Below are 14,032 nucleotides of genomic sequence, written 5' to 3'. Positions count from 1 at the left end.
TGGTTGGTCTATGGCTATCGGCCCTCGGTCTGCGCGGCAAGGGCAGGACGCTGCGCTGGCTGAGTATTTGCAAAAGGGTGAAGGCTAAAGCGCGGTGACCCACGCGATGACGAGGCTAACGCTGAGGATGCTGAGCAGTGTCGAGACAAGGATTGCGGCAGACACCCGTTGCGGCCCGACGTTATAGTGTTGGGCCAGCATATAGACATTGCCCGCGACCGGCAGCGCGGCGGTGGCGATGATCACGCCCGCCTTATACGGATCGACGTTGAACAACCACAGCGCGGCAAAACCCACAAAGGCCGGGTGCAGCACCAGTTTGCAAAACGATAGCCAGCCCGCGACATGCAGCTTCTCCGCCGATTTCGTCGCCAGCGACGCCCCGATGGCAAAAAGCGCGCCGGGGGTCGCGGCCCCGCCGAGGATGGCGAGAAATTCGTTCATCGGATCAGGGATCGGGATCTGAAGGCCGGACCAGATAAAGCCAAGGGTCATGGCGACGATCATCGGGTTTTTCGCCAGCCCCACGGAAATCGTGCGCAGGGCGCGCAGGCTCAGCTGACCATCGCGCGCGCCGGTGATCAGGATCACGATGAGGCTGGAAAACACGATCAGATCCACCGCCAGGGCCAGCACAACGGGGCCGATTGCCTCTGCCCCGAGCAGCAGGGTCAGCATGGGCACGCCAAGGAAGCCGGTGTTGCCGATCACGGCACATTGGGCCTCCATCGCGGTGGCGGGGACATCGAGGCGGCGCAGAAAGCCTGTCAGCGTTGCGATGCCATAGACAAAGCCCGTGCCCCATAGATAGGCCGCGACAAGACGGCTGTCCCAGACCTCGGCCAAGGACAGGTTGGCGGAAAAGCGGAACAGCATGGCAGAGAGGGCGAAATAGAAGACGAATTTGGTCAGGTAGGCCGTGGCCTCTGCGGTGAAGAACCGCGTGCGCCCGGCCCAATAGCCCAAGCCGATCAGCGCGAAAAAGGGAAGTGTCTTGAGAAAGATCGCCAGCATGTGAAATTGGTAGCGGCTGCCTGTGCTTCGTGCAACGGGGCAACAGTGCTGTGACGCAAATACACAGGCTTTGGGGTTGGGGGGCTGCATTTGGGACTTGGAACTGAACGGTTCAGTTTATACTCTGCCTTTCAAACTGCCGGAGCCTTCATGACCAGTGACCAGACCAAGGTTCGTAAGGGCCGTAAATTCGATCAGGTTCTTGCGGGGGCGCGTGATGTCTTCATGGCGGACGGGTTTGAGGGCGCGAGCGTTGATGCGATTGCCCGTGCCGCCGGCGTGTCCAAGGCGACACTGTACAGCTATTTCCCCGACAAACGCCTGTTGTTCATGGAGGTCGCCGATACCGAATGTGCCCGCCAGTCGCGGCAGGCTTTCGAAGGTATCGACACCGATGCGCCGCCGCGTGTGGTGCTGGGGCTGGCCGGTCGGCATCTGCTGGGGTTCATCACATCGACCTTTGGTCAGCAGATGTTTCGCCTATGCGTGGCCGAATGTGACCGGTTCCCCGAGCTTGGCCAGCGCTTTTATAACTCCGGCCCAGCTGTGGTCCGGCGCGAGATGGCGGGGTATTTCGAGACCGCCGTCGCCCGTGGGCAGTTGTTTATGGAGGACCCGCTACTGGCGGCTGACCAATTCGGAGAGCTCTGCAAGGGGGATGTCTGGCTGCGACTGACCTTTGGTATCATCGACAGGATTTCTCAGGCAGAGATCGACCGCGTGGTAGACAGCGCGGTCGATATGTTTCTGGCGCGCTACGCGGCTTAGCCCTTGGGCCGGTTGTCGATAATCCGCACCGCTTTGCCTTCGGAACGGGTGATGGTGTTCACATCGCCGACGTCGATCATCACGCTGATGCCCACGGTTTCCTTGATCTGCGCGGCCAGCTGCTGTGCCGCTGTTTGCCGGGCGGCATCGTCGACGGTGGCGTCGACACATTCGCACAGCACCCGCATCTGATCCATGCGGTCGGGCTTGCTGAGCTCGATCTGGAAATGCGGGGCGAGACCGGGGGTGGCCATCAGCGCCTCTTCGATCTGGGTGGGGAAGACGTTGACGCCGCGCAGGATGATCATGTCGTCGCTGCGGCCGGTGACTTTCTCCATCCGGCGCATGCTGCGGGCGGTGCCGGCGAGCAGGCGGGTCAGATCGCGGGTGCGGTAGCGGATGATGGGAAAGGCCTCTTTGGTGAGCGAGGTAAAAACCAGCTCCCCCTGTTCGCCATCGGCCACGGGCTGTCCGGTTTCGGGGTTGATGACCTCGGGGTAGAAATGATCCTCCCAGATGTGCAAACCGTCTTTGGTTTCGATACATTCGCAGGACACGCCGGGGCCCATAATCTCGGACAGGCCATAGATATCGACAGCGTGCATATCAAACGCCTGTTCAATCTCGAGCCGCATGGCATTGGTCCAGGGTTCGGCCCCGAAGATACCCACTTGCAGCGAAGACTGGCGCGGATCGATGCCTTGACGGGCGTATTCATCCAGGATCGACAGCGCATAAGAGGGTGTGACCGTGATGCCGTCGGGTTTGAAATCCTCGATCAGGCGGACCTGTCGCGGGGTCATCCCGCCCGAGATCGGTACCGTGCTTAGCCCAAGGCTATCCGCCCCCAGATGCACCCCCAACCCTCCGGTAAACAGCCCGTAGCCATAGGCGTTATGCAGCATGTCGCCGGGTTTCAGCCCTGCTGCGCGCAAGGACCGCCCCATGACGCTGCCCCAATTGGCGAGGTCATTCTTGGTGTAGCCCACGACCGTCGGCTGGCCGGTGGTGCCCGAGGACGCATGGATGCGCGCCAGCTGGTCGCGGGGCACGGCGAACATGCCGAAGGGGTAGTTGTCGCGTAGGTCGGTTTTCACGGTGAAGGGGAATTTCGCCAGATCGCTCAGGTCGTTCAGATCGTCGGGGTGGACGCCCGCGGCATCAAAGCTTTGACGGTAGAAAGGCACATTCGCATAGGCGTGGTGCAGGGATTTTTTCAGCCGCTCCAGTTGCAGGGCGCTGATTTCATCGCGGCTGGCAAGCTCGATCGGGTCAAGCGATGATCGGGCAGGCGTGAGGTCTTTCATGGGGTCATTTCCTCCTCGAAATGGTGGCCTTTGATGGTGCGTGACAGGCCACGGAACAAGGCGATGGTGCGCCCGTCCTCCCCCGTGACTGTCACGTCATAGACGCCGGAGCGTCCGGTTCTGGATTGTTCGCGCGCCGCCGCGTGCAGCCGTTCGCCAGCCTTCCCCGGTGCGAGGTAGGAAATCTGGTTCTGCTGGGCGACGGCAAGCTGGTTGTAGCTGTTGCAGGCGAAGGCAAAGGCGCTGTCGGCGAGGGTGAAGATATACCCGCCGTGGGCGATGCCGTGGCCGTTCAACATGGCCGCGGTGACCACCATCGACAGATTCGCCGCGCCGGGGGCGATATGGTCGATGCGCATCCCCAAAGACTGGCTGGCCGTATCGGTGGACCACATGGCAGCGGCGGATTTTTCGGCGCGGAGTTGCGGGGTCATGGCGGGCCTTTATGTTTCACAATTTGGATGCTTGCACAGATAATGTAACGCTTTCAAGAGAATTGATCGGTGGCTCTCTTGATTTGAGCGGCGAAGGGCGCAACTGTCAAAACATGACAGTGCATATTCATCCCTCACACCCGCAGAATGAACGCGCGCCCGAACAGGTTTCCTTTCACCGGACGGAGCTTGGTCCGATCCTGTCGCTCTATGGGCGCATGGTCGCGGCGGGGGAATGGCGCGACTATGGAATCTCTTCGCTGCGCGAGGTCGCGGTGTTTTCAATCTTCAGACGCACTGCAGAGATGCCGCTTTACCGGATCGAGAAACGCCCCAAGCTGCGGTTGAAGCAGGGGATGTACGCGGTGATCGGGGCCAATGGACAGGTGTTGCGCCGCGGTCAGGATCTGGCTGCCGTGCTGCGCGTGCTGGAACGCAAGATGATCCGCGCCGTCGACACCTAGACCGCCGCGCCGGATAAGGGGGCGGATGGATTTAAGGCCATTTGGAAGGGTTTAGCCGTTTGTGCCCGGTCAGCGGGCCGTCGGTTTTGGCGATACGGGTCAGCGCGTCCTGGATGGGTTCGCGGGTCACGGCCATATGATGCGCATTGGCGTGGATCATCGTGGCGGGGTCGAGGACCAGCGCCACATGGCCTTTCCAGAACAGGAGGTCATTGCGTTGGATGTCGCGCGGGGCGGGGCCTGCACCTGCCACGGGCTCGGCAAAGCTGGTCTGCTGCTGGTCGCCGTCACCGGGGCAGGGAATGCCGCAGGCGAGGAAGGCGGCCTGAACGAGGCCCGAGCAATCGATCCCCCAGCGGCTGTTCCCGCCCCAGAGGTAGGGCGTGCCGAGAAACAGCTCCGCGACGGCGGCGGGGTCCGGGAAAGCGTGCGGCAGCGGGGCGAGGTGTTGGGTCGGGATATGGCCAAGCGAGGTCTGGGCAAATCGGCCTTCCGTTCCCGTCACCACAACCCGGCTGCCAAAGCTGAGGCTGCTGACATCCGGTGATTTCAGATCGGCACGCGCATAGGCGTGGGTGGCGGGTGCGGTGACGACGTGAGTCGGGCGGACCGCAGGGCCGATGGCGGTTTCGGATATGTAACCGCAGTAGTTGTCCTTGGTCAGTTGCACATAGGCGGTGCCATCGGTGCGATCCAGCACGGTCAGCGCCTCACCGTAGAGCGCTTGCCGGTCGCGGGGGCCGTCGGGGCTGCGGTTCAGATCAACGACCGGTAGGGTGATCTGCGCCGCTGTCTTTTCGGTGATCCGCTCGGGGTCGGGATGCAGGCGTCGGTCGGTCATTTTGACAAGATCGCCCCGAGGCTGGCATGCAGCGCGCGTGTGGCCTGACCCACGCCGCCTTTGGCGCGGGCAGGGGCGGCGCTTGGTTGCCAGCCGTAGATGTCGAAATGCGCATAGGGGCTGTCGGTGACGAAACGGCGCAGAAACAGCGCGGCGGTGATACAGCCTGCGAACCCGCCAGAGGGGGCGTTATCCAGATCGGCGATACCGGGTTCGATCAGCGGCTCGTAGGGCGTGTGGAAGGGCATACGCCAGACGGGGTCGGCGTGGGTGGCGGCAGCGGATTCCAACGCGGCGACGAAATCGGGATCGTCGCTGAAATAGGGGGCAAGATCGGGGCCCACGGCGACCCGTGCGGCACCGGTCAGCGTCGCCATAGAGATAATCTGGTCGGGCTTGTCCTCGTCCGCGAGTGCCAGCGCATCGGCCAGCACCAACCGGCCTTCGGCGTCGGTATTGTTGATCTCGACCGTGAGGCCCTTGCGCGAGGTCAGGATGTCTTGGGGTCGGAAAGCATTGCCGGAGACCGCGTTTTCAACCGCGGGGATCAGCACGCGCAGTTGCAGGTCCATCCCCGTGGCCATGATCATATGCGCCAGACCCAGTACCGCCGCCGCGCCACCCATGTCCTTTTTCATCAGACCCATCGACGCGCCGGGTTTCAGGTTCAGCCCACCGGTGTCAAAACACACGCCTTTGCCCACCAGCGTCAGCTTTTTCCCGGTTTTGCCCCAAGTCAGGTCGATCAGCCGGGGCGCGCGGTCGGCGGCGCGGCCGACAGTATGGATCAGCGGCAGGTTCTGCGCCAACAGATCGTCGCCCGTGATGACAGAGATCCGCGCCCCGTGTTGATCTGCCAGTTTACGTGCTGCGGCTTCCAGATCGGGCGGGCCCATATCCGAGGCGGGCGTGTTGATCAGGTCGCGGGTCAGCATTTCCCCTTCGGCGAGGGCGCGGATGTGATCGGCGTCGATCCCAGCGGGCGCAACAAGGCGGGCGGCCATCGGCGATTGCGTGGCATAGCGGTCAAACCGATAGGACGCGAGCAGCCACCCCAGAGCCTCCACCGCGAGCTCTGTCGCGGGCAGGTCGGCGTGCAGTTCATAGTCGCCCTTGGGCAGCTTTGCCGCGGCACCTGCCAGATAGAAGCGCCCCCGTTTGCGGGCGCTGGCCGTGCCGTAGCCCGCCAGAGCCATGCGCAGCGCGCCATCTTCGCCCGGCAGCGTCAACGCCTGCCCCAACGCGCCGGTAAACCCCTGTGCCGCGACCCAAGTGCGTGTGGCATCGGATTGCCCCTCGAGCCAGTCAGGCAGGGCATCGGAGGCAATCAGATGCAGCGGGATCGCAGCGGCGGAGGGATCGGCGAAGAGAGCGGACATAGGGCTGGGCCTTTCGTGCGTGATAGTCGCGCGCAGCCTAGACGTATCCTGTGGCGCTGCAAGCCCGTCAAAGGGTCACATCCTGCGTGTCCCAGATTGCGGTCAGCGACCGTTCGCCGATGCGGATCAGCCGCGTGAGCGTCGCCCCGATCGCGACATGACTGTTCTGGTCAATCGCGCAGATCACATCCCCCGCGACGTTTGCCAGCTTTTGCAGCCCCACCTGTTCGGCAATCGCAATCAGCGACCGGCAGTTTTTACGCAGCTCAAGCCAGTTGGATGCCTGATACAGGCGGTCGCAGTGGGACATGCGCAGGGCCAATTCCTCCATCGCGCGACAGACGACATCTTCGGCCCCTGATTCACCCAGTTGGTCATACAGGATACCCAGACGTTCCTGATCTACGCGGACTTGTTCGACTGGCCGCATTTGCAATACATACATTAGAGTCACCTCATCATTACGCCCCCACAGCGCATCTGCACTATGTCGGCCAATTGATGTCCAATTCGTTTACGGCCGTGTGCGTTTTCGCTCGAATATGATGCGAATTCAGAGTAATTTGGCTAAAATTTAGTAAAGGCGAGACAGAGATGGATAACGCGAAACCGCTCCCGAATTATCTGGTTCAACGGTATCACGGATGGAAAGCAACCAGTTACGCTGAAAACGAGGCATGGTACCGCCGTTTGGCCACCGACGGGCAGCATCCTCGTGCGATGATCATTTCGTGCTGCGATAGCCGCGTGCATGTAACATCGATCTTTGGGGCGGATCAGGGTGAATTCTTTATTCACCGTAATATCGCCAACTTGGTGCCACCTTACCAGCCTGACGGGCAGCAGCACGGGACGTCGGCCGCGGTTGAATATGCGGTTCAGTCGTTGAAGGTCGCGCATGTTATCGTGTTGGGTCACTCCAGCTGTGGCGGTGTGCAGGGCTGTCTGGACATGTGCAAAGGCAACGCGCCAGCGCTGGATGCCAAAGACAGCTTTGTCGGTCGGTGGATGGATATCCTGCGCCCGAAATACGATGCGGTATCGGACATCGAAGACCCGAAAGAGCAGGCGCGCCAGCTTGAGAAACACGCTGTTATGACCTCTCTTGAGAACCTGATGACGTTCCCCTTTGTGGCGCAGCAGGTCAAAGCGGGCGAGCTGACGTTGCACGGCCTGTGGCACAACATCGGCGAGGGCGGGCTTGAGTGCTATAGCGCCGATAAAGAGATGTTCCGGCCCGTATAATGGGTTGGTCTGACAGGGACGGTTCCGGCGGCACCTGCGCGTGATCGTTCCTGCGCTTTTGCTGACCGTGTCGATCATTGGTACGGTCATCGCGACCTCCCAGCCGGTTTGGGGGGATCTGGTTTTGCTGGCGGGGCCTTGTGCCATCGCCAGCGCTATCTTGCTCCTGCGCGAGGCGCGGGTCTGGCTGGCGGGGCAATCCCGGCGCAGTGCCCGTGGGGCGGTGGTGATTGACGGGTCAAACGTCATGTACTGGTGGGGCGGCACGCCGCTGATCACGCCCGTGCAGGACGTGGTGCGGACCCTGAAAGACCTTGGCTTCAAGACAGGCGTGGTCTTTGATGCCAACGCAGGGCATCTGCTGACGAACGCTTACAAAGATGATGCGGCGCTGGCGGCGATGCTGAAGCTGCCGGTGGATCAGGTGATGGTCGTGCCAAGCGGATCGCCGGCCGATCCCTTCATCCTGACCGCCGCGCGCGAGATGGGTGCGGTTGTCGTGAGCAATGACCGCTACCGTGACTGGGCCGATGACTTTCCCGAGGTGCTGCGACGCGGACATCTGATCAAGGGCGGATACCGGCAACAAGAGCTGTGGTTCGACTTTGCCACGCTGTCAGACAAACAGAGCGCCGCCTGATGGCCAGAGCGCCCGCGGCAGCGTTGATCTGAACATGCCGGACATGAAAAAGGCCAGCGCATCGCACTGGCCTTTCCCGACATAAAGATCAGGGGGCGCTTAGCCTTTTTTCAACACTTCGCGGCCCAGCAGTTCCGCGATCTGCACGGCGTTCAATGCGGCACCCTTGCGCAGGTTGTCGCTGACACACCACAGGTTCAGACCGTTGTCGATCGTGCTGTCCTGACGGATGCGGCTGATGAAGGTTGCGAAATCGCCCGCACACTCAACGGGGGTGACATAGCCACCGTCTTCGCGCTTATCGATGACCATGATACCGGGGGCTTCGCGCAGGATGTCGCGGGCCTCGTTCTCGTCCAGATGCTCTTCGAACTCGATGTTGATCGATTCGGCGTGGCCCACGAAGACCGGAACGCGGACACAGGTCGCTGTGACCTTGATTTTGGGATCGACGATTTTCTTCGTCTCTACCATCATCTTCCACTCTTCTTTCGTGTCACCGCTATCCATGAACACGTCGATATGAGGGATCACGTTAAAGGCGATCTGTTTCGTGAATTTCTTCGCGGGCTTGTCGTCGGTGGGGTTGTAGATCGATTTGGTCTGGTCCCACAGTTCGTCCATGCCGTCTTTGCCCGAACCGGACACCGACTGGTAGGTCGACACGACAACACGTTTGATCGTGGCGCGGTCGTGCAGCGGCTTGAGCGCGACAACCATCTGCGCGGTCGAGCAATTCGGGTTCGCGATGATGTTTTTCTTGGAATAATCGTGGATCGCGTCGGCGTTCACCTCTGGCACGATCAGCGGGATATCGGGATCGTAGCGGTACAACGACGAGTTATCGATGACCACGCAACCGGCCTTGGCGGCCTTGGGCGCGTATTTTTTGGTCGCTTCCGAACCGACGGCGAACAACGCCATATCCCAGCCCGTGAAGTCGAACGTATCCAAGTCTTTCGTCTTGAGCGTCTTGTCGCCAAAGCTGACTTCGGATCCCATAGACTTGCGCGAGGCAAGTGCCACGATTTCGTCTACAGGGAAGTGGCGCTCGGCCAGAATGTTCAGCATTTCACGGCCCACATTGCCTGTGGCACCCGCGATGACGACGCGATAACCCATCTTAAAACTCCAATACTAAAATGTGATGGTGCGGGCCTCTTATACCGCTTGGGCCCGCGGGGGAAGGGGGCGTGGCCTATTCGCCTGCATCGCGGGAAAACAGGTAGACGAACAGACCCGCTGCCATGAGCACGGCAAACAGGGTGAAAATCATCACATAGGGGGCCTGCGCGGTGACGGCAGGCTGGCTGGCCGCATAGACGCGGCCCGACAGGAACTGCGCCACGCCAACGCCCCCAATGCTGCACAGGTTCAACAGGGTCATGCCCCGCCCGACCAGCTGCGGCGGCATAAAGCTGCGGCCGTGGGCGATGATCACCGCATAGGTCGCGCCAAAGAAACCGACAGCGGCCATCAGCGCGGTGGCAAGAATGATGCCGCTGTCGGGGAAAAGCATAAGCGCCACCAAGGCCGCGAGGTTCAGCGCCGTGCCCCCGACAATCACCCATTTCGTGCTGCCGATCACGCGGTCCAGCGGGCCATAGGCGAGGCTGCCTGCCACCATCGCGATGCCCATCAATAGGGTCGCCCAGCCGATCTGGTGAGCGTTCGCGGCAAAGACATCCTCGAAATAGGGACCGATCCAGAGCCCGCGCAACGCGCCGACCTGGGCATAGCTGACGCTCATGATGGGAAAGATGAACCACAGCGCCTTGATCTTGAACACGCCAAGAAGGCTGCCGCGTTGCTCCCCTTCGGGGGTGGCGGGGTCGCGCACGACGCTCCAGATGCCAACCGCCGTCAGCGTGGTGATGGCGCAAAGCCCCCAAAGCGACGCGCGCCAGCCGATCGTTTCCGCCGCAATCGCCATCGGATAGGAGGCGACGAGATTGCCAAGCGTGCCGATGCCCACCATGACGGAGGCGAGCACGACAAAGCGGCTTGGTGCGAATTCACGCGCAAAGATATAGTAGGCTCCCATCAACACCGGCGCACAGCCGATCCCGATCAGGACCATCGCCAGATTGATGTGCAGCGGCTGCGTCGCCACCGCGAACAAAGCCGCCCCGCCGCCCCCGCCCACCAACAGCAAGCTGGCCGCGGTGCGTCGCGGCCCGACTGTATCCAGCGCCCATCCCACAGGCAGTTGCATCGCCGCAAAGGAGAAGAACCAAAGCCCCGACGCAAAGGCGAGGTCTTCGGGCGTGGCCCCCAGATCAACCCGCAGTGACGGGCTGAGCACGGCCAGAAAGGCACGGAAAAACTGGCTGAGCACATAGCCCAGCCCCAACAAAGCTACCCCGCGTGTCATGTCAGTGTGTCACGCCATTTGCCCGCAAGCGCTTGCGCCGCGTGGCTGAGCAGCAGAACATCCGCCCCGACCGCAACAAACTGCGCCCCGGCCTCAAGCGCGTCGCGGGTCATGTCGTCGTGGGTCGACAAGATGCCCGGTGCCTTGCCCGCCGCGTGTATCTTGTGCAGCGCGGTCATGATCGCGTCTTGCACCTCGGGGTGGAGCGCATTGCCCATGTACCCCATATCAGCCGCCAGATCCGCAGGGCCGATGAACACGCCGTCGATCCCGTCGACCGCGAGGATCGCATTCAGGTTCTCAAGGCCCCTCACGCTTTCGACCTGCACCAGCAGGCAGATCTCATCATCCGCCGTGGTGCCGTAATCCGCGATCTGCGAGAAACGCGCGGCGCGGGTCAGCGCATAGCCGACGCCGCGGTCGCCGTGAGGTGGATAGGTGACATCGCGCACCAGCTGGCGGGCTTGATCGGCGTTATCCACCATAGGCACCAGCAGGGTCTGCGCCCCCGCATCCAGCATCTGTTTGATCAGATAGGTCTCCCCCACGGGGACGCGCACGACGGGGTGGCTGTCAGAGGCTTCAAGCACCTGAAGCTGCGCCATGATAGAGCGCAGGTCGTTCGGTGCGTGTTCCCCGTCGATCACCAGCCAGTCAAAACCGGCGGTCCCCATCAGTTCGGCGCTATAGGTGTCCGCAAGACCCAGCCAGCAGCCAAAGACGGTGTCGCCTTGTTTCAAAGCCTGTTTGAATGCGTTGAAGGGGGCTGGCATGGGCATGATCCTTGGTGCTGTTTCGGCGTACCCTAGGGTCAAGCATCACGGAGTGTCCAGAGGGGGCGCTGCCCCCGTCGCGCAGGCGCTTGCTTAACCCGCCGCCATGTCGGCAACAGTGGGCAGCGGGGCGACGGCCCCATAGCCCTGGACGGACAGCGCAGAGGCCGCGACGGCGTAGCGGCATGCGGCTTCGGGGGTGTCGCCTTTTGACAGGCGGGTCAGGAAGGCCCCGTCGAAACAGTCTCCGGCACCTGTGGCGTCGAGGGCAGTGACCCGAACGCCGGGGATATGCGTTATCGTTCCGGCGTGCCCCAGAAGTGCGCCGTCCTCTCCGAGGGTCAGGGCGACGATGTCCGGCCCCATTTTATGAAATGCCCGCACGATGTCTTCGGGGGTGTCCAGCCCCGTAATCTGGCGCGCGTCATCCAGACCCGGCAGCGCGATATCCGCCAGCCCGAGCGCTTGGATAATCACGGAACGGGCCTGCTCAAGGGGCCAGAGCGCCAGCCGCAAGTTCGGATCGAAAGACACCTGCCGTCCGGCCGCCCGTGCGATACGCATCGCGTCCAGACCGGCATCGCGCGCGCTGGCACTGATCGCCAGAGTGATGCCGGACAGATGGGTGAACCGGGCGCGCTCTATGGCCTCGACAGGCAAGCTGTCTGCGGTCATTCGGCTGGCAGCAGAGCCTGCGCGACGATATTCGAACCGGTGCCCATCTGACCCGTGCCGCACGAAGTAGAGCCCCGTCGGAGCTGATGCGTCCGTCGCAACGCAGGAGGCATCGACGCCCTCGCGGCTCCAAAGATTGCGAAGCTCTTGCCCGAAACCGTCGTCGCCCAAGCGCGTTGCGATGGCGCTGCGCGCGCCGAGACGGGCAGCGCCAATGGCGACGTTTGACACGTCACCACCGAACCCCTGATGCCACTGCGTCCCCTTGATCTGGTTGAACTCGACCAGCGGTTCGCCAATGCAGATGATATCGAAGTCGCGCATGGGGTCAGTGGTTGTTGCGCGGCAGGCCGCGGCTTGTGATGTCGCGGTATTCGGTCGCACCTTCAAAGACCATCCCTTCGGAGAAGGGGCGTACTTTCTCGCGGAAGATCTCTTGCCAGGGGGATTGGCTTTCTGGCTGCGCATAGCCCCCCGCAGCGTCCAGCGCAGCGCGGCGCGCGGCAAGCTCGGTTTCGTCCAGCAGCACGTCCACGCGGCGCTGTTTCAGGTCAATGCGGATCGGATCGCCGTCTTGCAGCAGCGCAAGCCCGCCACCATCCGCAGCTTCGGGCGACGCATTAAGGATCGACGCCGAGCCAGAGGTGCCCGACTGCCGCCCGTCGCCGATACACGGCAGGGCGCGGACGCCCTGTTTGATCAGATAGCTTGGCGGGCGCATGTTCACCACCTCGGCCCCGCCGGGATAGCCCTTGGGCCCTGCGCCACGCATCACCAGAACACTGTCGTCGGTCAGCCCCAACGCGGGGTCATCGATGCGGGCGTGAAAGTCTTCTGGCCCGTCGAATACCGCGACACGGCCTTCAAAAGCCTCTTGTGCGTTCGAGAAATAGCGCGCCCGAAAGCCCGCGTCGATGGCAGAGGTTTTCATCAAGGCGCTGTCGAACAGGTTGCCGCGCATGTTCAGGAAACCCGCATTGGGTTTCAACGGTGACGCCGCGCGGCGGATCACATCCTCATCAAGGATCGGCGTGTCGGTGTAGAGTTCGGCGATCGTTTGACCGGTCACAGTCAGCGCATCGGGATGTGGCAAAAGCCCGGCCCGCAACAATTCACCGATCACAGCGGCTGTGCCCCCCGCGCGGTGGAAGTCTTCGCCCAGATAGGTGCCGACCGGCTGCATATTGACGAGGAGTGGCACGGCGTGGCCGAATTCCTCCCAATCTCCGTTGCTCAGCGCGATGCCAAGATGCGCGGCGATGGCATTGAGGTGGATCGGCGCGTTTGTTGAACCGCCAAGCGCGGAGTTGACGACAATGGCATTCTCGAAGGCTTCGCGGGTCATGATCTGGGCCGGGCGCAGGTCTGCATGGACCATATCAACGATACGTTTTCCCGTATGATAGGCCGCTTGCCCGCGTTCGCGGTAGGGTGCGGGGATAGAGGCAACGCCGGGCAACTGCATGCCCAAAGCCTCTGACAGGGAGTTCATCGTCGACGCGGTGCCCATTGTGTTGCAGAACCCGACCGAGGGGGCGGAAGAGGCCGCGATCTCGAGGAATTCTTCGGCGTCGATTGTGCCGGCCGCCAGCTCTTGCCGCGCCTGCCAGATCACCGACCCCGATCCTGCGCGTTCGCCCCGGTGCCAGCCGTTCAGCATCGGTCCGACAGAGAAGGCCAGGGCGGGCATGCCCACCGTCGCCGCTGCCATCAGCAGCGCCGGCGTGGTTTTATCACAGCCAATTGTCAGCACGACGCCGTCGATCGGGTAGCCATACAGGCTTTCGACGAGGCTAAGATAGGCGAGGTTACGGTCCAGCATCGCGGTCGGACGCTTGCCGGTTTCCTGGATAGGATGCACCGGAATTTCCATCGGGATGCCTCCGGCGGCGATGATCCCGTCGCGGGTCCGTTTGGCCAGCTCGATATGGTGGCGGTTGCAAGGGCTCAGGTCGCTGCCGGTCTGCGCGATCCCGATCACCGGCTTGCCTGACCGCAGTTCTTCAAGCGTGAGCCCGTAGTTCAGGTAGCGTTCAATATAAAGCGCGGTCATCTCCGGATCGTCGAGATTGTCGAACCACTTACGGGAGCGCAGAGATTTGGTGTCGGTCATAATTC

Annotated in this window: 15 protein-coding genes; 4 read left to right on the top strand and 11 right to left on the bottom strand. The window is 62.2% G+C overall.

Annotated features, from left to right (window positions below; all coding sequences use genetic code 11):
* Positions 1-84 precede the first annotated feature (84 nt).
* Positions 85-1,014 (bottom strand): AEC family transporter, encoded by a 930-nt coding sequence (locus EE36_RS05955; RefSeq protein WP_005850446.1) that lies wholly within the window; start codon positions 1,012-1,014, stop codon positions 85-87.
* A 150-nt stretch (positions 1,015-1,164) separates the two neighbouring features.
* On the opposite strand from EE36_RS05955, the gene EE36_RS05950 reads away from it, so the two are divergent.
* Entirely contained in the window at positions 1,165-1,782 is a 618-nt protein-coding gene (locus tag EE36_RS05950; RefSeq protein ID WP_005850445.1) for a TetR/AcrR family transcriptional regulator, read from the top strand.
* Here EE36_RS05950 and paaK read toward each other — a convergent pair.
* Positions 1,779-3,089: a phenylacetate--CoA ligase PaaK gene (gene paaK, locus EE36_RS05945; RefSeq protein WP_005850443.1), complete on the bottom strand. Its 1,311-nt coding sequence runs from the start codon at positions 3,087-3,089 to the stop codon at positions 1,779-1,781. The genes EE36_RS05950 and paaK overlap by 4 nt on opposite strands.
* Complete coding sequence (gene paaI, locus EE36_RS05940; protein WP_005850442.1) at positions 3,086-3,523, bottom strand: hydroxyphenylacetyl-CoA thioesterase PaaI; 438 nt, start codon at positions 3,521-3,523, stop codon at positions 3,086-3,088. The genes paaK and paaI overlap by 4 nt, the downstream gene beginning before the upstream one ends.
* Before the next feature lie 113 nt (positions 3,524-3,636).
* Between paaI and EE36_RS05935 the strand changes: the two genes are divergently transcribed.
* Entirely contained in the window at positions 3,637-3,987 is a 351-nt protein-coding gene (locus tag EE36_RS05935) for a DUF2794 domain-containing protein (RefSeq protein ID WP_037953992.1), read from the top strand.
* A 31-nt stretch (positions 3,988-4,018) separates the two neighbouring features.
* Here EE36_RS05935 and EE36_RS05930 read toward each other — a convergent pair whose 3' ends face one another.
* From EE36_RS05930 to EE36_RS05920, 3 genes are all read right to left on the bottom strand, one after another.
* A complete protein-coding gene (locus EE36_RS05930; protein ID WP_005850439.1) occupies positions 4,019-4,828 on the bottom strand; it encodes a C40 family peptidase in 810 nt (269 codons plus the stop codon).
* Positions 4,825-6,207, bottom strand: coding sequence for a M17 family metallopeptidase (locus EE36_RS05925; RefSeq protein WP_005850437.1), 1,383 nt, complete (start codon positions 6,205-6,207; stop codon positions 4,825-4,827). Before EE36_RS05925 ends, EE36_RS05930 begins: the two co-directional genes overlap by 4 nt.
* Before the next feature lie 67 nt (positions 6,208-6,274).
* The gene (locus EE36_RS05920; protein WP_005850435.1) at positions 6,275-6,652 is read right to left on the bottom strand and encodes a hypothetical protein; all 378 of its coding nucleotides are present in this window, start codon (positions 6,650-6,652) and stop codon (positions 6,275-6,277) included.
* Between the two features lie 149 nt (positions 6,653-6,801).
* On the opposite strand from EE36_RS05920, the gene EE36_RS05915 reads away from it, so the two are divergent.
* Positions 6,802-7,452 (top strand): carbonic anhydrase, encoded by a 651-nt coding sequence (locus EE36_RS05915; protein WP_005850433.1) that lies wholly within the window; start codon positions 6,802-6,804, stop codon positions 7,450-7,452.
* A 40-nt stretch (positions 7,453-7,492) separates the two neighbouring features.
* Complete coding sequence (locus EE36_RS05910) at positions 7,493-8,092, top strand: hypothetical protein (RefSeq protein WP_005850432.1); 600 nt, start codon at positions 7,493-7,495, stop codon at positions 8,090-8,092.
* A gap of 99 nt (positions 8,093-8,191) precedes the next feature.
* On the opposite strand, the gene EE36_RS05905 is transcribed toward EE36_RS05910, so the two are convergent.
* The 5 genes from EE36_RS05905 to EE36_RS05885 form a co-directional block, all read right to left on the bottom strand.
* Positions 8,192-9,214, bottom strand: a complete 1,023-nt coding sequence (locus EE36_RS05905; RefSeq protein WP_005850430.1) for an aspartate-semialdehyde dehydrogenase — start codon at positions 9,212-9,214, stop codon at positions 8,192-8,194.
* Between the two features lie 76 nt (positions 9,215-9,290).
* Positions 9,291-10,466, bottom strand: a complete 1,176-nt coding sequence (locus tag EE36_RS05900) for an MFS transporter (RefSeq protein WP_005850428.1) — start codon at positions 10,464-10,466, stop codon at positions 9,291-9,293.
* On the bottom strand, positions 10,463-11,239 hold the full coding sequence (locus EE36_RS05895; RefSeq protein WP_005850426.1) for an aldolase/citrate lyase family protein: 777 nt from the start codon (positions 11,237-11,239) through the stop codon (positions 10,463-10,465). Before EE36_RS05895 ends, EE36_RS05900 begins: the two co-directional genes overlap by 4 nt.
* 93 nt (positions 11,240-11,332) lie before the next feature.
* A complete protein-coding gene (locus tag EE36_RS05890; protein ID WP_005850425.1) occupies positions 11,333-12,238 on the bottom strand; it encodes a sugar kinase in 906 nt (301 codons plus the stop codon).
* Between the two features lie 4 nt (positions 12,239-12,242).
* Positions 12,243-14,027, bottom strand: a complete 1,785-nt coding sequence (locus tag EE36_RS05885; protein ID WP_005850424.1) for an IlvD/Edd family dehydratase — start codon at positions 14,025-14,027, stop codon at positions 12,243-12,245.
* Positions 14,028-14,032: the final 5 nt, after the last annotated feature.

The organism is Sulfitobacter sp. EE-36 (assembly GCF_000152605.1).
Taxonomy (GTDB): Bacteria; Pseudomonadota; Alphaproteobacteria; order Rhodobacterales; family Rhodobacteraceae; genus Sulfitobacter; species Sulfitobacter pontiacus.
This window is presented reverse-complemented; position numbering and strand designations above follow the sequence as displayed.